The 19,079-nt window shown below is 39.6% G+C and carries 21 protein-coding genes and 1 pseudogene; 7 read left to right on the forward strand and 15 right to left on the reverse strand.

The window, feature by feature from the left end; all coding sequences use genetic code 11:
• Positions 1–6 precede the first annotated feature (6 nt).
• The 3 genes from JOC78_RS15225 (at position 7) to JOC78_RS15235 (ending at position 1,915) form a co-directional block, all read left to right on the forward strand.
• Complete coding sequence (locus JOC78_RS15225) at positions 7–327, forward strand: DMT family transporter (protein ID WP_204557463.1); 321 nt, start codon at positions 7–9, stop codon at positions 325–327.
• 21 nt (positions 328–348) lie between these two features.
• Positions 349–1,398, forward strand: a complete 1,050-nt coding sequence (locus JOC78_RS15230; RefSeq protein ID WP_204557466.1) for a potassium channel family protein — start codon at positions 349–351, stop codon at positions 1,396–1,398.
• 91 nt (positions 1,399–1,489) lie between these two features.
• Positions 1,490–1,915 (forward strand): DUF2621 domain-containing protein, encoded by a 426-nt coding sequence (locus JOC78_RS15235; protein WP_204557468.1) that lies wholly within the window; start codon positions 1,490–1,492, stop codon positions 1,913–1,915.
• Positions 1,916–1,954: 39 nt separating this feature from the next.
• Here the strand turns inward: JOC78_RS15235 and JOC78_RS15240 are convergent, their stop codons facing one another.
• The 3 genes from JOC78_RS15240 to JOC78_RS15250 form a co-directional block, all read right to left on the reverse strand.
• A complete protein-coding gene (locus tag JOC78_RS15240; protein ID WP_204557470.1) occupies positions 1,955–2,452 on the reverse strand; it encodes a CcdC family protein in 498 nt (165 codons plus the stop codon).
• Between the two features lie 141 nt (positions 2,453–2,593).
• Positions 2,594–2,953 carry a response regulator gene (locus JOC78_RS15245; protein ID WP_204557472.1) on the reverse strand — a complete coding sequence of 120 codons (360 nt, stop codon included), beginning with the start codon at positions 2,951–2,953 and terminating at the stop codon, positions 2,594–2,596.
• A 107-nt stretch (positions 2,954–3,060) separates the two neighbouring features.
• The gene (locus JOC78_RS15250; RefSeq protein ID WP_204557474.1) at positions 3,061–3,768 is read right to left on the reverse strand and encodes a cytochrome c biogenesis CcdA family protein; all 708 of its coding nucleotides are present in this window, start codon (positions 3,766–3,768) and stop codon (positions 3,061–3,063) included.
• A gap of 218 nt (positions 3,769–3,986) precedes the next feature.
• On the opposite strand from JOC78_RS15250, the gene JOC78_RS15255 reads away from it, so the two are divergent.
• Complete coding sequence (locus JOC78_RS15255; RefSeq protein WP_204557476.1) at positions 3,987–4,178, forward strand: Spo0E family sporulation regulatory protein-aspartic acid phosphatase; 192 nt, start codon at positions 3,987–3,989, stop codon at positions 4,176–4,178.
• Positions 4,179–4,417: 239 nt separating this feature from the next.
• On the opposite strand, the gene JOC78_RS15260 is transcribed toward JOC78_RS15255, so the two are convergent.
• The 6 genes from JOC78_RS15260 to yneA form a co-directional block, all read right to left on the reverse strand.
• Positions 4,418–4,633 carry a YneF family protein gene (locus JOC78_RS15260; RefSeq protein ID WP_204557479.1) on the reverse strand — a complete coding sequence of 72 codons (216 nt, stop codon included), beginning with the start codon at positions 4,631–4,633 and terminating at the stop codon, positions 4,418–4,420.
• Between the two features lie 80 nt (positions 4,634–4,713).
• A complete protein-coding gene (sirA, locus tag JOC78_RS15265; protein ID WP_204557482.1) occupies positions 4,714–5,160 on the reverse strand; it encodes a sporulation inhibitor of replication protein SirA in 447 nt (148 codons plus the stop codon).
• 157 nt (positions 5,161–5,317) lie between these two features.
• Positions 5,318–7,324, reverse strand: coding sequence for a transketolase (gene tkt, locus JOC78_RS15270; RefSeq protein WP_204557485.1), 2,007 nt, complete (start codon positions 7,322–7,324; stop codon positions 5,318–5,320).
• Between the two features lie 180 nt (positions 7,325–7,504).
• Entirely contained in the window at positions 7,505–7,738 is a 234-nt protein-coding gene (locus JOC78_RS15275; protein ID WP_204557488.1) for a DUF896 domain-containing protein, read from the reverse strand.
• Between the two features lie 72 nt (positions 7,739–7,810).
• On the reverse strand, positions 7,811–8,482 hold the full coding sequence (locus JOC78_RS15280) for a YneB family resolvase-like protein (protein WP_204557491.1): 672 nt from the start codon (positions 8,480–8,482) through the stop codon (positions 7,811–7,813).
• A gap of 5 nt (positions 8,483–8,487) precedes the next feature.
• The gene (yneA, locus tag JOC78_RS15285; protein WP_239587213.1) at positions 8,488–8,805 is read right to left on the reverse strand and encodes a cell division suppressor protein YneA; all 318 of its coding nucleotides are present in this window, start codon (positions 8,803–8,805) and stop codon (positions 8,488–8,490) included.
• A 159-nt stretch (positions 8,806–8,964) separates the two neighbouring features.
• On the opposite strand from yneA, the gene lexA reads away from it, so the two are divergent.
• Complete coding sequence (gene lexA, locus JOC78_RS15290) at positions 8,965–9,582, forward strand: transcriptional repressor LexA (RefSeq protein WP_204557494.1); 618 nt, start codon at positions 8,965–8,967, stop codon at positions 9,580–9,582.
• Between the two features lie 137 nt (positions 9,583–9,719).
• On the opposite strand, the gene JOC78_RS15295 is transcribed toward lexA, so the two are convergent.
• Positions 9,720–10,178, reverse strand: a complete 459-nt coding sequence (locus JOC78_RS15295) for a GNAT family N-acetyltransferase (protein ID WP_204557497.1) — start codon at positions 10,176–10,178, stop codon at positions 9,720–9,722.
• 192 nt (positions 10,179–10,370) lie between these two features.
• Here JOC78_RS15295 and JOC78_RS15300 point away from each other — a divergent pair, with 192 nt between their 5' ends.
• Entirely contained in the window at positions 10,371–11,942 is a 1,572-nt protein-coding gene (locus JOC78_RS15300) for a sensor domain-containing diguanylate cyclase (RefSeq protein ID WP_239587214.1), read from the forward strand.
• Positions 11,943–12,087: 145 nt separating this feature from the next.
• Here JOC78_RS15300 and JOC78_RS15305 read toward each other — a convergent pair.
• The 5 genes and pseudogenes from JOC78_RS15305 to hflX all read right to left on the reverse strand — a co-directional run bounded on the left by JOC78_RS15305 (position 12,088) and on the right by hflX (position 18,151).
• Positions 12,088–13,549, reverse strand: a pseudogene (locus tag JOC78_RS15305) (IS1182 family transposase).
• Positions 13,550–13,696: 147 nt separating this feature from the next.
• Entirely contained in the window at positions 13,697–15,031 is a 1,335-nt protein-coding gene (gene glnA / locus JOC78_RS15310) for a type I glutamate--ammonia ligase (protein WP_204557500.1), read from the reverse strand.
• 40 nt (positions 15,032–15,071) lie between these two features.
• Complete coding sequence (locus tag JOC78_RS15315) at positions 15,072–15,479, reverse strand: MerR family transcriptional regulator (RefSeq protein WP_275582039.1); 408 nt, start codon at positions 15,477–15,479, stop codon at positions 15,072–15,074.
• A gap of 135 nt (positions 15,480–15,614) precedes the next feature.
• Entirely contained in the window at positions 15,615–16,877 is a 1,263-nt protein-coding gene (locus tag JOC78_RS15320) for a methionine gamma-lyase family protein (RefSeq protein ID WP_204557504.1), read from the reverse strand.
• A 17-nt stretch (positions 16,878–16,894) separates the two neighbouring features.
• Positions 16,895–18,151, reverse strand: a complete 1,257-nt coding sequence (hflX, locus tag JOC78_RS15325) for a GTPase HflX (RefSeq protein WP_204557518.1) — start codon at positions 18,149–18,151, stop codon at positions 16,895–16,897.
• Positions 18,152–18,339: 188 nt separating this feature from the next.
• Here hflX and JOC78_RS15330 point away from each other — a divergent pair, with 188 nt between their 5' ends.
• Positions 18,340–18,954, forward strand: a complete 615-nt coding sequence (locus JOC78_RS15330; protein ID WP_204557522.1) for a trimeric intracellular cation channel family protein — start codon at positions 18,340–18,342, stop codon at positions 18,952–18,954.
• Positions 18,955–19,079: the final 125 nt, after the last annotated feature.

The following is a 19,079-nucleotide window of genomic DNA, read 5'->3' on the forward strand; positions in this document are numbered from 1 at the left end:
TTACCCATGCCATACATATTTTTAGCTATCGCAATAATATGTGAAGTGATTGGCAGTTCCATGCTGAAAATGAGCAGCGGCTTTACAAAATGGTGGCCTTCTCTCATTGTTTTCATTGGATATGGAACCGCTTTTTATTTATTATCACTCTCATTAAAATCCATTCCTTTAAGTGTGGCCTATGCCATCTGGTCTGGTGTTGGTACCGCCTTAACCGCTTTGATCGGCATTTACTTTTGGAAAGAAGCTTTCACGCTTCAAACATTCTTAGGCTTGACGGCGATCATCGCAGGCGTGGTACTGTTAAATTATCCTGTAAAAAACTAAGAGATGAAAGTAGGTGAACCTATGCATTTTTTTCTTAAGCTGCTTGGCACTGTGCAAAAAATTGGATTTGGATTTTTATTTTTACTCGTAGTCGGCGGCGTTGCCGTCTCCTCTGTCATTATGAAGTGGCTTGAGCCTGAGACTTTTCCAAGCCTGCTAGACAGTGTTTGGTATGTGATGACAACGATCACGACTGTAGGGTATGGAGATTATTATCCGGTTTCAACAGCGGGCAGAGTATTTGCCGTCTCTCTGCTATATTTAGTCGGAATTGGTGTGCTTGGTGTTGTCATCGGAAAGATTGTTCAAGTATTTTCGTTTTATCAGCGTTTAAAGGAGGAAGGAAAATTGGCGTATCATAAAAAAGGACATTATATCTTCATTGGCTGGTCAGAAGAAAAAACGAAGGAAGCCGTAGTTTCCATCCTAAATGAATATCCAAAAGCTGAAATCGTTTTAATTGATACAATGAATAAGACCCCCTATGAACACGACCGGTTTCATTACATCCAAGGCGATCTCACCGAAGAAGAAACACTGAAGCAAGCCAATATTCAAGAGTGCAATCGAATTTCTATTTTCTCCCCATCTGAAGTGCTAGACTCAACATTAGCAGATGGCCATACTTTATTAATTGCCAGCAGCATAGAAGCCTATGGTGAAAAGCACGGAGTGAATCTGCATATTGTCGCAGAAATGAGAAAAGAGAATCACCGGGCAAGCTTTGAAAAAGCAAATATAGAAGACATTGTCTTATCTACTCAATCGATCGCTAAAATGATGGCGAAAGCTACTGTTATTGATGGAGCTAATCAGCTATTCTTTCAGCTTCTTAATGATCAGGCCGGTGAAGACTTAAGAGAGATTCCCACCTGCAAGTTGTGGGCTACATACGGAGAAGCGAATGAATGGCTTGAATCAAAAGGAGCTAACCTCATTTCCGACCGCGGAGATTTAAGTATTATAAGAAAGAAACATGAGCCGATTCCTCCATCTGCTTGTCTATTAGTCGCATGCAACGATGAGAGTTATGCGGAAATTTGCAAAGAGTTAAACCGCAAAACCAGCTGATCCACTAGATGAATCACCATTTAATATCTTGTCCGCGTTTTCACCTTTGTCTATAATGAGTATCGAGAGATTAATTTGGGGGTTCCACAACATGCTTAATACTTGGTTTTCTTACTTTATCCTTCTATGGGTAATTATTTTAACTGGAAGTTTCGCTATAGGCGGATTTTTTATGTTTCGCAAATTTTTAAAACGATTTCCTAAAGCAGATGGACGGTCTGATTTAGATTGGGAAGAATATTATCTTAATAAAACGAGACATCTGTGGAAGCAGCCAGAAAAGGACTTATTAGAAGAATTAGTCAGTCCAGTACCGGAATTGTTTCGTGATGTGGCAAGACAAAAAATCGCCGGAAAAATAGGGGAACTCGCACTTAAAGAAAAAGCAAAAGCGATTACGCTCGATTTAGTCATCCGAGGATATATTGTTGCAACGCCAAAACGAGATCATAAATTTCTGCGAAAAAAACTAGCTGAAATGCAGATAGACGTCTCCCCTTACCAGCATTTATTTTAATAAAAGTAAAGAAGAGCTTGCCCGATGGCAAGCTCTTCTTTATATCACAGGTGTCTCTGCTTGATCACTTTCAATTGAACGCAGCAGTTTGCGATACTCTACATACATCGCAATACGCCAAGGAACAATCATTGAAAAGGCCAGAATAAAAAACATTCCGCTCAGTTCCCCAAGGTCAATAGTGGTGCTTAACATCACCTTACCAACGAGACGAATGACTAAAAGACTCATTAAGATGATAGGAAAAGCCTTAGACCGCTTTAAATAAATATCCTCCCCGCGAATTTCAAACTTAGATGTCTTGATTAATAAAATAGAAAAAATCATTCCAACAGCCATCGCTTCAAGAAATTCCATTAACGTGACTCTAAATTCGGGAACGACAAACATAAGTGCACCTGTACTCATAAAAAATGGAGGTAAAATTATTTTTTTAACTGATGTTGGTTTTTTGGCAGCCTTCATACGGATAAAGATCACGCCAATTCCCATGACCAAAGCTAAAATGGATGAAGCAGCAAGCATCATCTTTATCATTCCTTATCTGCTGAATAAATTGCATTGCTATTATAAATCAAATTGCAAGAAAAAACAAAAAAAACTGTCCCGACTCGCCTTCTCTAAACCACTGCTAATTTCCGAGTGTAATAGAGAGGTTAAGATCGAGCCGGACAGTTTTTAACCTAATAAACGTCTAAGCGCTTCATCTACTCTGGCTTCATCAAAAGGTTTCACAACGAAATCTTTTGCTCCAGCTTCAATGGCTTCCATGACCATTTTCTGCTGTCCCATCGCAGAACAAACGATAATCTTTGCATCGGGAAATTCTGATAATATTTTACTCGAAGCTTCTATTCCATTCATGCCTGGCATGGTAATGTCCATTGTGACCACATCGGGTTTCAGCTGGCGATAACGCTCTACTGCTTCTTCTCCGTTTTCAGCCTCTCCCACTACTTCATGTTTTAAATTCCCCAACATATCAGAAAGAGTCATTCTCATAAATTTCGCATCATCTACCACTAGTACCCCAGCCAATGAATATTTCCCCCTCATTCCCCTTGGGAATTATTGTCACGTTTTCTCCACATTTACTATACCATTATTATTGATTTTTTTGCAATGGTATTTAGGTAAAAAGGGAATTAGAACCCTTGGAAATCTCCAAATATCGGGCTGAATAACGTAATGATTTTAGTCATCCAATCAAAAAACAAGATAATACCCATGATGATCATCACGTACCCGCCCACTTTCACCATTTTCACACTGTGTGTGCGGATCCATTTCATGCGGCTGATAAAGAAAGATAATACAAAAAACGGAATGGAGAACCCTAAAGTATAAGCGATCATGTACATCATGCCAGATCCTGGATTAGAGGCTGCAAGAGCAATGACAGACAAGAGAATCGGCCCCGTACAAGGCGTCCAGCCTGCTGCAAATGCAAGTCCAATAACGGCTGATCCGATATAGCCGCTTGGACGATTCTGAAATTCAAGCCTGCGGTCTTTCATTAAAAATTTAGGCTGGAAAACACCCACTACAATAAGTCCAAAGACGACAATAAAAATAGCTCCCAATTGCCTGATTAAATCTTGATATTGCCGCAAGAATTCACCTACAAAAGAAGAGGCAAACCCTAAAGCGATAAAAATAAGAGAAAAACCGAGTAAAAAGAAGGCTGTGTGAAGCATACTTTTCTTTTGCATCATGGCTTTTTCATTTTTTATTTCGCTGACACTCATCCCTGTAATATAAGAAAGAAACGCTGGATACAGCGGCAAACAGCAGGGGGAAATAAAGCTTAAAAAACCTGCTCCAAACGCTAAAAAAATATTTACATCCGTCATTAAAAAACGCCTGCCCTTCCTTCATATTGTAACAAGGTTGCCGCCGAAAGTGAAAAAAAGGAATTATGAATTATTTGTGACAAAATGATAGCTGAAAAACGAAGTCTTTTCCTTTGTTTTTTTTGAAAAATAGTTTATATTTATGTATACTTAAATAATTGGGAGAGAATGGTTATTAATAAAGGATGATCAATCTTTTTGAAAGGAATTTGCCCATCGTGTGTAAAGAAAAATTACTAAACGCAATTGAAAAGAAGCGGCTTGAACTTTTTGAAGTCGTGGCAATGAATGGTTTAAACTCTCCGCTAGCAATCAGATATAGCCAGGAGCTTGACCGCTTATTAAATGACTATGACCGAAAGTATATCCAGTCATCCTTTTCTCTATATAATCGGCAATGTCCTAACTAAAAGATGCAGGATCTTAAACCACCTGCTCTTTTAGTTATCCGATTTGTTCAGCGTATTGGATGCCGCATTTTATCCCTTCCTATTACCTCTTATTTCACTTCCAGCCTGAAAGAGTCTTTCTCCCAATATTAATTGCCGCATTTACCATAACTTTACATCTACCTCCTGTTTCATTTCATTTTTTGTTCCATCAGTATCTTTTTTCGACAAAATAAAAAGCACTCATAAAGAGTGCCCTTTTATTTATCGTTAAACTGTTTGTTCATTTGGGACATCATTTGATTTATTTTTTTCTGGGACGGCTTTTGCCCCATTTGCATCATCATCATCCGCAGCATTTGTTCATTAATAGGCGGATTTTTCTTTAGGTAATCCATCATGTATTTACGAGCGATGAAAAACCCAATAGCAACCCCAGCCGCTAAAGCCAGAATTCCAACTAACACATACCACATATAATACTTCCTCCTTCAGGTTGTCTACTAAAAGTTTACTAAACCAAAAGACATTATACAATATGAAAGAGAAATTTTCTTCAATTTAACAATAATTCTTTTTTAACCGGCTTTAACCAACCATAATTCTTCCGCTCAAAATCCACAGCAAATAGACAGTCATCCAATTTTTTTAATGCGTGGAAGATCACAGCCTCTGTTTCGTAACTTCCTAATGCTTGTAATAATAAGGACTTAGGCTGCAAATACAAGATCGCTTCACCTTTTCCGTTTGAAAGCTGCAATTTAAATGATCCATCATCTGCCTTACGAATACGGTTGCTTTCTGCCAGAGAGTGCAATAAGATATTTTCGATCGCTTCGACCTCAAACCTTTTTGTAATATAACAAATTTGTTTATCAACAATTGTTTGTTTTTCATTTTCTGATGAACAGCCATCGAAAAACAGCTGATAGAAGTTCCGTTCTCTTCCATAGAAATAGTTAGCAAACTCTTCGCGGATCCAGTAAATCTGATAGCTTCTCATTACCTTTCCTCCCTGCTTACTTGTCTCATTTCATTATAAAGAAACGCTTGTACCAAACCTGTTGAAGCTTGAAAAAAATCCTCACTAGTTTTGTCGATTAGGCATAAACAGAAAAAAGCCGTTAAAGAGAGGAAGCCTCTTTAACGGCAACAGTTATTTATTTATCTAATAATGCTTTTGTGCGTGTCACAACATGCTCAACAGTGAAACCATATTCTTTCATAATCGTTTCACCAGGTGCAGAAGCACCGAATTGATCAATGGCAATAATATCTCCTTCATCACCTGTATAACGTTCCCAGCCCATTGATGAACCCATTTCAATGGCAAGTCGTTTCTTCACATCTGTTGGAAGAACAGACTGTTTGTACTCTTTATCCTGCTTTTCAAAACGATCCCATGAAGGCATGCTTACTACTGATGCATGAACACCCTCTTGCAGAAGTGCCGCTTGGGCTTCAATTGCTAAATTCACTTCAGAACCAGTAGCAAGAAGCAGCAAGTCCGCTGTTTCTTTTTCAGCAGGCGAGATTACATAAGCTCCTTTAGAAACCCCTTCTGCTGCTTTATCCGCTGAACCTTTCATTGTTGGAAGGTTTTGTCGCGTAAGAACTAAAGCTGTTGGCGTTGACTTAGAGCTTACAGCCAACTTCCATGCTGCCGCTGTTTCGTTGCCATCTGCAGGACGGATGACAGATAGATTAGGCATTGTACGTAAGGAAGCAAGCTGTTCAACAGGCTCATGTGTCGGGCCGTCCTCACCTACTGCAATGCTGTCATGTGTAAATACATACGTTACTGGCAAGCCCATAAGAGCAGCTAAACGAATGGCTGGACGCAGGTAATCCGAAAATACAAAGAATGTACCTCCAAATACTTGTAACCCGCCATGCAAGGCCATTCCATTCATAGCCGCTCCCATGGCAAATTCACGCACGCCAAACCAAATGTTTCGACCTTCATAAGAACCTGGCAGGAAATCCTGCGTATTCTTAATATCTGTTTTGTTTGATCCGGCAAGGTCCGCAGACCCCCCGATAAATGTCGGAAGATTTTTAGCAATAGCATTCAACACTTCACCAGAAGATGCGCGGCTTGCCAAGCTTTTTCCTTCTTCATAAACTGGAATATCTTGATCCCAGCCTTCAGTTAAGTCTCCTTTAATTGCCTTTTCAAGCTGAGCAGCTAATTCTGGATGCTGCTGTTTGTAGTCAGCAAATAAATGATTCCAAGCCTTTTCCTTTTTATCTCCCTCTTGTACCATCCGCTCTTCAAAACGGCTGTATACTTCAGAAGGCACATGGAAATCTTCTTCAAACGTCCATTTATAGTACTCTTTCGTCAGCTTCATTTCATCTTCGCCAAGCGGTGCTCCATGAACATCAGACTTGCCAGATTTATTCGGAGAGCCATAACCGATCACCGTTTTCACTTCGATCATTGTTGGACGAGTTTCATCTGTTTTTGCCTCTTCAATTGCTTTAGCAATCTCATCAAGGTTATTTCCGTCTTCTACTTTAATATATTGCCATCCGTAAGCTTTAAAACGGTCTTCAATGCTTTCAGAGAAAGATTTGTTTAATTCTCCGTCTAGGGTGATGTCATTGGAATCGTATAAAACGACCAAGCGGCCTAATTGCAGATGCGCAGCCAATGATGCAGCTTCTGAAGCCACACCTTCCATTAAATCGCCATCTCCGCAAAGACTGTATGTATAATGATTAACCACTTCAAAATTGTCTTTATTATAAGTAGCAGCTAAATGACGTTCTGCCATAGCCATTCCCACAGACATGGCAATACCTTGTCCTAGTGGTCCTGTTGTAGCTTCTACACCTTTTGTATGCCCATACTCAGGGTGACCTGGTGTTTTACTTCCCCATTGACGGAAATTTTTAATCTCCTCCATAGACAAGTCATAACCAGATAGATGAAGCAAGCTGTATAATAGCATGGAACCGTGTCCTGCAGAAAGTACAAAACGGTCACGATTAAACCATTCAGGGTTTTTAGGATTATGATTTAAAAACTGGCTCCATAGAGTATAGGCCATCGGTGCAGCGCCCATAGGCAATCCTGGGTGTCCGGAATTCGCTTTTTCAATCGCATCAATAGATAATGTACGAATTGTATTTACAGCAAGTTGATCTACTTTATCAAACATTGGCAAACATCCTTTCCAACTATATAGTGTACAACCTAATATTATAGGTCTTTGTCGAATTATACAAGAAATGTGTAAGAAAGCCGAGTGATTGACAGAAAAAATAAAATTTTTTTAAAACATACGGATTTTTTACCGTAAAACAAAGAAAAAACCAAGAAATTTTTCTTGGTTTAAAGTTTAATGCATTTTCTTTTTCTGCTGAATGTCTTTTACCTTTTTAGGGGTGACTTCATTTCCATTAGGGTCAAATATACGTACAGTTTCTACTGTGTTTTTCATTGAAGAGCGAAAAGACTTCAGATATTCCTGACGAAGGTTCTGCTGTTCCTGCTTCTCTTCTTTATTTAAGCCTCTAGATTTAGAAAGCTTGGACAATTCATTAATTCGGGCAATTTTTTCTGGGGAAAGCATATATTCTACTCCTTTTGTAACCATCATTATGGTCATGTTACTAAAAAATAAAGAACCAGGCAAGAACCTTGCCTATTCGGCTGGTTCATCCTGGCTGGCGAAAGATTGTGATTCTATAAACTCCTTATACCTTCTATGTACGGTGGCCTTAGATACATTATGGCCAAAACCTCTTAGTGTCGCAGCAATTTCTTCAAACGTTAGGTCATTTTTTCTTAATCGGATGATCTCTTGTACCGGAAGCTCTTTTCGGTCTCTGCCTGCAGGGTTGCCTCGATTTTTTAAGTTCTTTTCAGGACGAAACCCTTTTTCCACCGCCCGCTTCATTCCGCGCTTTATTTTTAAATTATGTATTTTGCGCTGATACTCTTCAACCATGCTGACGATATTTAACACCATTGAGTCAGACTCCGACAACCGCAGTTCTCCATCATCTGCCATACTGTAAACTTTAACTCCTTCTTTGAATAAGCAGTGCAATAAAGCTATTTTAGCATTGCCTCGTCCAATTCTTGTTTCATCGGTTATTAAGACTGCCTCTATTTCCTCACTTTTAACTAAGTCCAACAGCTCCAGCATCCCAGGACGATCCAAATCATACCCGCTTGCCTGATCCTTAAAGACAGCTTCTGCATGATATTTTTTTCTCCTGGCTAAATCAAGCAGTTCTTCTTCTTGACGGTCAAGTGAAGTCTCCTGGGAATCTTTTTTCGTGCTGACTCTGCAATATATAATCGCCTTCATCTATATTACTCCTCATTATAAGCCATTTGCCTGCCGCCTTGCTGCGCAGAAGGATCAATGGGAATGATTAATTCATCTCCCGGTTTTATTAAAGTTGTGTAAAGATGATTCTTCTTTTGCACCCAAGCTATAAACTCTTCCTTATTCATTTCGCTGCCATCATTATATTGATCAGCTAATGTCCATAATGTATCGCCTTCCTGAACAAAGATCTGCGTGTAATCTCCATCTTCACTTAGACTAAAGATCAAAAACATTCCTGCTATAAATGAAACTGCCATAAATAATAGCACAAAAGAGTAGTTTTTTAGTAGATTTTCCATCAAGATCTCTCCTCGAGCGAATATTTGTTCGTAATTTGTCGTTAAATATATTGTATGACGAACATTCGTTTGTGTCAACAATTATTCGAACTTATGTTTGTATCGTAAAATTGTGCATGTTATAATACAACAAAGAGACAAAACTAAGAGGTGCAAATTATGACTAAGTTATCTAAAAGACAGCAGGATATACTTGATTTTATTAAAGACGAAGTCAGAGCCAAAGGCTATCCTCCATCCGTTCGGGAAATAGGTGAAGCTGTGGGTCTTGCTTCTAGTTCAACTGTTCATGGCCATCTTGCCCGGCTTGAAAGCAAAGGGCTTATTCGCCGCGACCCTACAAAACCTCGGGCGATTGAAATTCTAGAATTAGATGATTCCATCCCTCGCCAAAACGTAGTTAATGTTCCGCTCGTAGGAAAAGTGACAGCTGGCACACCGATCACAGCGGTGGAGAATGTGGAAGAATTCTTTCCTTTGCCTGAACGTTTAGCTCCTGCCGATGACCAGGTTTTCATGCTCGAAATCATGGGGGACAGTATGATTGAAGCGGGAATTCTTAATGGTGATTATGTGGTTGTGCGCCAGCAGCAAACGGCTAAAAATGGCGATATCGTTGTAGCCATGACCGAAGATGATGAAGCGACTGTGAAACGATTCTTTAAAGAGTCTGACTTCATCCGTCTGCAGCCTGAAAACTCATCCATGGAACCTATTATCCTTCATAATGTAACGATTCTAGGGAAAGTGATCGGCGTCTACCGCCAAGTTCATTAATCTATAGAATCCTATATTCATAGTTATGCAGCTCGATTTGACAGTATGATAAAAAACTTCCTTAGAGCCTTATTGATTTAATTTAGGCTGTAAGGAAGTTTTTGTTTGCGGCCATTTAGGGGGTGTAAAACTATCTTCTATTCTAGTATTTTTTCATAACAATCGACTGCTTTTCCTTCCCACTGGCTTGTTCCATAACGTATAAAACCCATTTTACCCCAAAAAACTTTTGCCTCTTCATTCGTCTGCAGCACACCAAGACGAATCTTTCCTATCCGTTCATTTCTCAATTTTTCTTCAAAGACATTGTAAGCCCTTTTCCCATACCCTTTATAATGATCGCTGCCTTTGATCATCAGCAATCCGAGCCAGGGTGTCTGATCTTTATGGTTATATTTTAGATAATCTATCACTCCCACCCATTGATGATCTCTCTTAATTAGATAACTTTCTGTTGTATCATTCATCAATTCTTTGCGGACCTCGTCCAACGTTCTCGTAAAGCTGCCATTTTCTAAATAGTTATATTCCTGGTTCGAGTTGATTATTTCTGCTGCTGCCTCAATGTTCATTTCATGAATGGGTACTAGCTTCAATTCATCTGACCTCCCTCATAAAATTTTTTCTATTCGTTTAATTTATTCGATATCCTTGTATTTGTAAAATCGGCATATAATATGATGCTCTAACTTTAAGTCTATTGTCTAAATAAAAAGTCCTATACAGCCGTTTTTATTATTGTTAAGATAATGGATGGAAGAAATGGAAGTTTCATGGAGTATAAGGGGATGAAAGAGTCAATTATGTTTGTAAAAAAAGGAGTTAAACTCCAGCTGGCTATCAGTATGTTAGTGATTATGACGGTCCTCATAACAACGATGGTCAATTGGTATTCTGCAACCAAGGCACTTGATGAAACATTAAGTGCGAAATATCTTGAGAGCAACTATAATTATGCGAATAAATTATCATTAAGCACGAGAGACTTATTAAATTATATGCAAGCCAATATCAATGCTATTGCAAAAAGCACAGGGGTTCATGGCTTAAGCCAAGATGATTTAGATACATGGCATTCTGCAAACGGGCATCAATTTAATTCCTTGTTTTTATTAGATGATGACGGATATATTCAGTTAATCAGCCCTTCTAAAGTTCAATATAAAAACGGAACCCTCGTTTCAACCGGCATGAAAATTCAATCAGATACCATTAAAAAAGCTCTTACGGTGAAAAAGCCTTTTATTTCTGAACCGTATCAGGCCACTTCTGGTCAACTAATTATGCTTATTTCCGCTCCTGTTTTTGATAAAAGCGGTACCTATCAGGGACTGATCGGAGGAACCATTCATATCGAGAGCGATAACGTGATCAGAAACACATTAAACAATCATGAATATGAAGATGGTTCATATGTATATGTTGTTGATAAAAACGGCCGAATTATCTATCATCCGGACCCAGCACGCATTAACGATATTGTGGAATCAAATAAAGCGATCAATCTGCTAAAAAAAGGGAAAAGCGGCTACTCACAATTGGAAAACAGTGAGGGAAAAGAATTTTTCGCCGGTTACAAGTATGAAGAAACGCTGGGATGGGGCATTGTTTCGCAAACAGCTGTCTCGGTTATAAATGAGCCTTTACTTAACTTGTTAAAGAAAATGATTTGGCAATCACTTCCACTCTTGCTGATCACTCTCATGTGCGCAGGATTACTTGTACGAAATATTACGAAACCATTAAATACATTAGCCAAATATTCTGAGGATGCCATGAGCAGTCAAAAGCCTTCTTTTGATCAGCCAAGAATTCTAAAACCATCTTATATTTATGAGGTAAATCAGCTTTCTTCTCAAGTCGATAACCATATTAAAATGCTAAATACTGAAATACAAATTGATGGATTAACAGAGTTAGCCAACCGAAAATCATTCGATTTTGTAATTAAAAAATGGATGGATGAAAAGACGAGGTTTTCACTAATTTTGTTAGATATTGATAATTTCAAGCAAATTAATGATCAATACGGCCATTTAACTGGAGATGACGTGTTGAAGTTTTTGTCTTCTGTTATGAGCAAAAAAGCCAGTTCCGATGATCTGTGTTTTAGATATGGCGGTGAAGAATTTGGCTTACTGCTTCAATCACAAGAAGCGGATAATGCAATAGAACTTGCTGAACAACTGCGTCAAGAAGTGGCAGCACGCATTAGCCCTACCGGAAAGCCGATTACGATTTCAATTGGTGTTGCCACTTATCAAGAGACAGATTTAGAACCATACTCCATTGTTGAAAGAGCAGATGCTGCACTTTATCAATCGAAGCGCGATGGAAAAAACAAAGTTTCTTTTCTATAATATTTACGCTAAGAAAAACCCCTTGAAGCCTCTGCGAGGACGCTGAAAAACTTACGTTTTTAATATGGCACGGCTGTAAATAGACGAAAAAAAGCAACTTCCCCTCCGGAAATGGGAGGAAGTTGCTTTTTTCTTTGCCTATTTCTTACCCTTTTTCATTTAGTAGCTTTATAATTCTTTTGAGATTGACCGCAAATATGGTGGTGGCTCCCTGAATTTGCATTCCAAATAAACCCGCACCGATGGATTTTTCATAGCCATGCGCGTGTTTTAGTTCGCTATTTTTCGCTTCAATTTTATAACGGGTTTTTGCCAGGGCTTTAAATCTTTCTGTGTTTTGGAAAGCTTCCTGATCAATATGTTCAGTCGACTTAAGCGTGATTGAATAGGACTTGGTTCTGGCACCTTCTTTATAACATCCCTCACTAAAAGGACAGATTTTGCATTTTGCAGTATCAAAAAAGTACTTAATCCTAGCGTTTTTACCTTGTCCTCTTCTTTCATCATGTTGTTTGTGGATCGCCATATGTCCAGCCTTACATACATACATTCCTGCATCTTTATTAAATTGAAATTCATCTTCTTTTGTCCGTAAACCATGTGTGACATTAGGATGTAATTTGGATACTAATTCCAATTTATTTTCTTTGGTAAGAAGAATATTCTCTTTTTCAGAATAAGCCGTATCCCCAATAACCGTGTCTATTTCCATACCTGTCGCTAGAGTCTTTTCAATTAGTTCCCCCAGGTATTTACCGTCACTTTTTTCGCCTGTTGTTACAACTGCCGCGGTGATCACCCTTTCGTCGCTCATTGCGAGATGAGTTTTGTACCCAAAGAAAGAAGAATCTGCATCTTTATGTCCTACCCGTGCATCTGGATCCGTTGAATAGTGTAGTTGTTCGGTGTAGTCTTCTACCACTTCTTTTAAGACATTTAATTTTTCTTTAACGGAAGGAATTTCTGAAATTCTAGGTTCTGATTCAACGACGGAAATAACCTGACGACAATAATCCAGCTCATCTTTCACCTCATTAGAAGAGGTTTTCGGGGGGGAATTTCTCTTTCATGGATTCATCTATTTGATAAGTAGCTTTACGTACATTCTTAGTTTTTTCTTGTAAAAATTCTTTCGGTGACTTGTGATTATAACGTGCTTTTGTATGTGTGGCATCTAAGATAATGCTTTTACTTTTAATAGTTTCTTTCTCCAGCGCAATCTCAACGCTCTTATTAATAAGCATGTCCATTAAACCCACATCTTGAAGACGGAGCTTACGAAATTTCGTTAAAGAACTTGGGTTAATGACGGAATCCTCCGGTGCCATCCCAAGGAAATATTTAAAGGACATATCATATTTAGAACGTTCTACTACATCGACATCCGATAAATCAAAAATTGATTTTAGTAATAAATATTTAAACATACGAATCGGTGGCACTGCATTGCGGCCATTATCAAGGCAATATTTCGTGTTCAATTCTTCAAGGATAAAGGTAAAATCTACAAGTTCATTGATTTGACGAAGCATATTATCTTTTGGCACAACAATGTCGTATATAGCCATAAATGGGCTAAGAGTGAGCGTTTCTTGATTGGAAATCATTTAAATACCACCTACATACATTTGATAGAACTATTATAAAACAAAAAAGCAGCTGAAAGTTCGAATGAATCGAACTTTCAGCTGCTTGATTATAACTAATAGACTTTTTCAGTGGCTTCAGCCTCTGCTCAAGGGGTTTTACCTATATTAATACATTTGCAGGTATTGCTCGCGCTCCCAAGGGTGAACTTGTGTGCGGAACATATCCCATTCAATTTCTTTCGCTTCTACGAAGTGTTCAAAGATATGCTCGCCTAGTGCAGACTTAATCACTTCGCTCTTTTTCAATACTTCAAGAGCTTCCGCTAATGTTGCTGGCAGATCTTCTACGCCTTCCGCTTCACGCTCTTCTTTATTCATCGCATAAATGTTGCGGTCTACAGCCGGTGGTGGCGTCATACCATTTTTAATGCCATCAAGTCCAGCTTGCAGAAGAACAGCCATTGCTAAATAAGGATTAGCAGCAGGATCTACGCTACGCACCTCAACACGTGTACTCATTCCGCGAGATGCAGGAATACGGATTAATGGGCTGCGGTTTTGTCCTGACCAAGCAACATAACAAGGTGCTTCATAGCCAGGTACTAAACGCTTGTAAGAGTTAACTGTCGGGTTTGTAATTGCTGTAAATGCGCTGGCATGCTTCACTGTGCCGGCAATAAATTGATAAGCTGTTTCGCTTAATTCCAATTCGCCATTTTCATCATAAAACGCATTCTTTCCGTCTTTGAATAATGACATATTGCAGTGCATACCGGAACCATTTACACCAAATAGAGGTTTTGGCATGAATGTCGCGTGCAAACCGTGTTTACGGGCAATTGTTTTTACGACTAATTTAAATGTTTGGATGTCATCACAAGCTGCAAGCGCATCAGCATATTTAAAATCGATTTCATGCTGCCCTGGAGCTACTTCATGGTGGGATGCTTCAATTTCAAATCCCATTTCTTCTAGCTCAAGAACGATATCACGACGGCAGTTTTCTCCTAGATCTGTTGGAGCTAAATCGAAGTATCCGCCATTATCATTCAATTCTAAAGTTGGCTGTCCGTTTACATCTAATTTGAATAAGAAGAATTCCGGCTCAGGCCCTAAGTTAAAGTTAGTAAATCCGTGTTCTTTCATCTCTTCTAAAAGACGCTTCAGATTGTTTCTTGGATCACCTTCAAAAGGCGTGCCATCAGGCTTGTAAATATCACAAATCATACGGGCCACTTTACCTTTTTCAGCTGTCCAAGGGAATACTACCCAAGTGTCTAAATCCGGATATAATTTCATGTCAGATTCTTCAATGCGGACAAAGCCCTCAATAGAAGAACCATCGAACATCATTTCGTTATCTAATGCTTTTTCTAGCTGACTTACCGGAATTTCTACATTCTTAATCGTTCCTAAGATATCTGTAAACTGCAATCGAACAAACTTTACATTTTCTTCTCTTGCCAAATTCATAATGTCTTCACGCGTATACTTTCCCATGTTCATTCCTCCTAGAAAATTTAATACATGAATGCCTAGATCATTGAAAAAAACGGTTAGAGTCTTTTACATTTTGGGCCGATCGATTAAAACGTCCTGCATTGATTAATTCTTTCCGCAGAATTTTTCTCAATTCCTCATCAGTAAAATCTCTTTTATGCTTTTTCACTGGTTCTTCCGCATCCTTATGTAATGCTTCAGTTTCTTCTTTTAACAACATCTTTTTAATGCCAGCCATGTTAATGCCTTGATCCAGCAAATCTTTAATCTCAAGCAGCTGATCAATATCATTTAGAGAAAAAAGACGGCGATTACCTTCTGTCCGTTCAGGAGTAATCAATTGATGTTCTTCATAATAACGAATCTGCCTGGCAGTTAACTCAGTGAGTTTCATCACGGTGCTAATCGGGAATAATGCCATGGACCGTCTAATATGATTATTCATCATGATCTCCTCCTTGTTATTTTCTCTTATATTTCATATTATATGCGATGTCAGAAAAAGTGTCAACACTATGTTATATTTCCTTACATAATATTATTTAAACCTAAACATATAAAAAAGCAGAGAATTCTCTGCTTTTTAAAGTAGTTCTTTTTCTATTAATTGATCGAGAGCACTGCATATGGCAATCTTGACATGGGAGAACGTTAATCCCCCTTGTACAAAGGCCATATATGGCGGGCGCAAAGGACCATCCGCTGAAAGTTCTATACTTGCCCCCTGCACAAATGTGCCTGCCGCCATGATGACATCGTCTTCATATCCAGGCATGTAAGCAGGATATGGCGTGGCATGGGAATTAACGGGTGAGGCAAATTGAATTGCTTGGCAAAAAGCGATCATTTTCTCCCGGTCGTCAAATTGAACCGCTTGAATGAGATCGGTTCTTTTTTCATCCCAAGCAGGAGTGGTATTCATTCCTGCATCTTTTAGAACAGCCGCTGTAAATGTCGCACCTTTTAAGCTTTCTGCCACGACATGCGGAGCTAGGAAGAACCCTTGGTACATTTCTTGCAGACTGTATAGGCTTGCTCCGGCCTCCGCTCCAATTCCAGGAGACGTCATTCGATAAGAGCAGCTTTCTATCACTTCTTTCTTGCCGGCTAGATAACCGCCTGTTTTAGCCAATCCTCCGCCTGGGTTTTTAATTAACGAACCCGCCATTAAATCAGCTCCTACGTGGCATGGCTCCTTCTCTTCTGTAAATTCTCCGTAGCAATTATCGACAAATACGATTACGTCGCTCTTTATTTCTTTAACAAAGTGAATCATATTCTTAATTTCATTAATGGTAAATGAAGGCCGGTTCGCATATCCTTTTGAACGCTGAATGCCGATCATTTTTGTTTTAGGGGTGATCGATGCTTTTATGGCCTCATAATCCGGCTGGCCACCCTCTGTTAGTGCCACACTATTATATGTGATGCCGAAATCCTTTAATGATCCGTTCCCTGTCCCCCGGATTCCGACAATTTCCTCTAACGTATCATATGGATTCCCAGTAATATACAGCAACTCATCTCCTGGACGCAAAATACCAAACAGCGCAATGGTGATGGCGTGGGTGCCGGAAATGATCTGCGGACGTACTAGAGCCGCTTCTCCTCCAAATACATCGGCATATATTTTCTCTAATGTATCTCTTCCGCTGTCATCATAGCCATACCCAGTTGAAGGGGTAAAATGAAAATCACTGACTTGATGACGCTGAAAGCTTTGCAGAACGCGAAACTGGTTCATCTCTGCTGTCCGATCTATTGTTGAATGTACTTCTGCAATTTTCTTTTCTGCCTCTTCCGCCAGAACTTGAATCTTCTTTCCGTGTTTTAAATAATCAAACATGTTTCTTTTCTCCCTCATCATGTACGAGTAAATTTTTGGATATCGCCATATACCGGGTGATCAGTAAATGTAAATCCTCTTACCCGGTAAACTTGTTCTTCTTCGATAAATTCAATTTCTTCTAAAATTGTATCCCTTTTCAGTTGAGCAATCAGTTTACCTTCTGTCGCGGGAATGAACGCCTGATAAGTGTGCATCTGCTCTTTCATTTTCTTTTCAATCACGACTTTAATTAATTCTCTATCATGCTCATTCAGCGCGCTGACCAATATATGGTCTACCGCTGCAGATGGTATAAAATCCTCATGCTGTTTGTCTCGCTTATTATATACGGTCAGTTCAGTCACGTGATCCATCTCTAGCTGTTCAAGCAATTGATGTACCGTTTCTTCATGCTGGACATAGTCCGGATTAGAACTATCTACAATATGCAGAAGCAGATCCGCCTCCCTCACCTCTTCCAGCGTCGAGCGAAAAGCGGCGATTAATGTGGTAGGCAAGTTATTAATAAACCCTACAGTGTCAGTAAATATCGCCTGATAGCCGCTTGGCAGCAGCAGTTTTCTTGATAAAGGATCGAGCGTTGCAAACAGCTGGTCTTCCTCTAGAGAATCGGCCGTCGTTAATCGGTTAAAAAGAGTCGATTTCCCAGCATTGGTGTAACCCACTAACGCAATTTGAAAAGCTTTATTCTTCTTTCTCCGCTCTCGGTATCGTTCTCGATGGGATACTACCGTATTAAGCTGCCTTTTGATTTCATCAATCCGGCTGCGAATGTGCCGGCGATCCGTCTCTAGTTTGGTTTCACCGGGACCTCTTGTGCCGATTCCGCCCCCGAGCCTAGAGAGTGAAGTTCCTTGCCCTGCGAGGCGAGGCAGCAAGTATTGCAGCTGCGCAAGCTCTACTTGCAGCTTTCCTTCCCGGGAACGGGCACGCTGCGCAAAAATATCTAGAATAAGCTGGGTGCGGTCAATGACCCTCGCATCGAAATGAGCAGCTAAATTTCTAATTTGGCTCGGTGACAGTTCATCATTAAATATGATGAGGTCCGGCTCTAATTCTTCTTCTAAATTTTTGAGTTCTTCCACTTTCCCTTTGCCAATATAAGTGCTTGCGTGAACACGTTCTCTTTTTTGGGTCAACACCGCTGCTACTTCTCCTTCAGCAGTCTCAGTTAATGACTTTAATTCGCTCAGAGAGTAGTGAAACGCGTCATCATCTTCATTTAGCTGACAACCTGCGAGAATGACCTTTTCACGTTCGTTTTTTTTCAAACGCCATCAACCCCTTCTTTTCATTAACAGTATGTACATCTTACCAAAAAGGAAGGGAAAAGACATCTGATAACTTCACGCCAGAAAGCCTAAACTGAGTCCTTATCATGAAAAAGGTGTAGCCATTCACCAGTTTCAATAATATAATAATTTCCAGAAGGAATTTACATAGAGAAGGGATCACAACGATGGAGTTAACTTGGGATATTTTCACTGTTATTGGTACAATCGCATTTGCCATTTCAGGAGCAATTGTCGCTATGGAAGAAGATTACGACCTGTTTGGCGTCTATATATTAGGCATGATTACTGCATTTGGGGGCGGGGCCATTCGCAACTTGCTGATCGGGGTTCCGGTCTCCGCCTTATGGGAACAAGGGGCTTTCTTTCAAATTGCTTTGCTGTCCATAACCGCAGTTATTCTTTTCCCTCAGAATCTATTAAAGCACTGGCCGGTTTGGGGAAACTTCTTTGATGCAATCGGACTTTCCGCTTTTGCTGTTCAAGGGGCTTTATATGCAACAGGAATGAACCACCCTATTAGTGCCGTTATCGTTGCAGCGGTACTGACTGGAAGCGGCGGAGGATTAGTAAGGGATGTGCTCGCAGGGAGAAAACCCGCGCTTTTGCGAGAAGAAATATATGGGGTTTGGGCTGTTTTGGCAGGAGCGATCATTGGTCTAAAATTAACCACTTCACCTGCCGAATTGATTTTCCTATTTTTATTGATTACTATACTGAGGGTTCTGTCGTATAAATATCAATGGAAGCTGCCGAAAAGACCTTTACACCTTCACAATTAACAAAAAGACTCCGGAAGCTGCCGGAGTCTTTTTCACTCTGTTGAAAAAAGAATCTGTCAATGAACATGACGAGAATTTTTGGAGTCATGCTCATTTTTTCTTGTTCTAACAAATGGTTTCTTCTA

It is taken from the genome of Bacillus ectoiniformans, assembly GCF_016908875.1.
GTDB lineage: Bacteria > Bacillota > Bacilli > Bacillales > Domibacillaceae > Bacillus_BX > Bacillus_BX ectoiniformans.

Bases quoted from the DNA above. Each gene is read 5' to 3' on its own strand.
- JOC78_RS15300 (WP_239587214.1), top strand. From the start codon at position 10,371: ATGAAAGAGTCAATTATGTTTGTAAAAAAAGGAGTTAAACTCCAGCTG.
- JOC78_RS15260 (WP_204557479.1), bottom strand. From the start codon at position 4,633: ATGTGGTATGTGTTAGTTGGAATTCTGGCTTTAGCGGCTGGGGTTGCT.
- JOC78_RS15280 (WP_204557491.1), bottom strand. From the start codon at position 8,482: ATGAAGGCGATTATATATTGCAGAGTCAGCACGAAAAAAGATTCCCAG.
- JOC78_RS15225 (WP_204557463.1), top strand. From the start codon at position 7: ATGCCATACATATTTTTAGCTATCGCAATAATATGTGAAGTGATTGGC.
- JOC78_RS15330 (WP_204557522.1), top strand. From the start codon at position 18,340: ATGGAGTTAACTTGGGATATTTTCACTGTTATTGGTACAATCGCATTT.
- lexA (WP_204557494.1), top strand. From the start codon at position 8,965: ATGACTAAGTTATCTAAAAGACAGCAGGATATACTTGATTTTATTAAA.
- JOC78_RS15240 (WP_204557470.1), bottom strand. From the start codon at position 2,452: ATGATAAAGATGATGCTTGCTGCTTCATCCATTTTAGCTTTGGTCATG.
- JOC78_RS15235 (WP_204557468.1), top strand. From the start codon at position 1,490: ATGCTTAATACTTGGTTTTCTTACTTTATCCTTCTATGGGTAATTATT.
- JOC78_RS15275 (WP_204557488.1), bottom strand. From the start codon at position 7,738: ATGCTTTCCCCAGAAAAAATTGCCCGAATTAATGAATTGTCCAAGCTT.
- JOC78_RS15320 (WP_204557504.1), bottom strand. From the start codon at position 16,877: ATGTTTGATTATTTAAAACACGGAAAGAAGATTCAAGTTCTGGCGGAA.
- sirA (WP_204557482.1), bottom strand. From the start codon at position 5,160: ATGAGAAGCTATCAGATTTACTGGATCCGCGAAGAGTTTGCTAACTAT.
- glnA (WP_204557500.1), bottom strand. From the start codon at position 15,031: ATGGGAAAGTATACGCGTGAAGACATTATGAATTTGGCAAGAGAAGAA.
- JOC78_RS15250 (WP_204557474.1), bottom strand. From the start codon at position 3,768: ATGACGGATGTAAATATTTTTTTAGCGTTTGGAGCAGGTTTTTTAAGC.
- tkt (WP_204557485.1), bottom strand. From the start codon at position 7,324: ATGTTTGATAAAGTAGATCAACTTGCTGTAAATACAATTCGTACATTA.
- JOC78_RS15230 (WP_204557466.1), top strand. From the start codon at position 349: ATGCATTTTTTTCTTAAGCTGCTTGGCACTGTGCAAAAAATTGGATTT.
- yneA (WP_239587213.1), bottom strand. From the start codon at position 8,805: ATGGAAAATCTACTAAAAAACTACTCTTTTGTGCTATTATTTATGGCA.
- JOC78_RS15315 (WP_275582039.1), bottom strand. From the start codon at position 15,479: ATGATGAATAATCATATTAGACGGTCCATGGCATTATTCCCGATTAGC.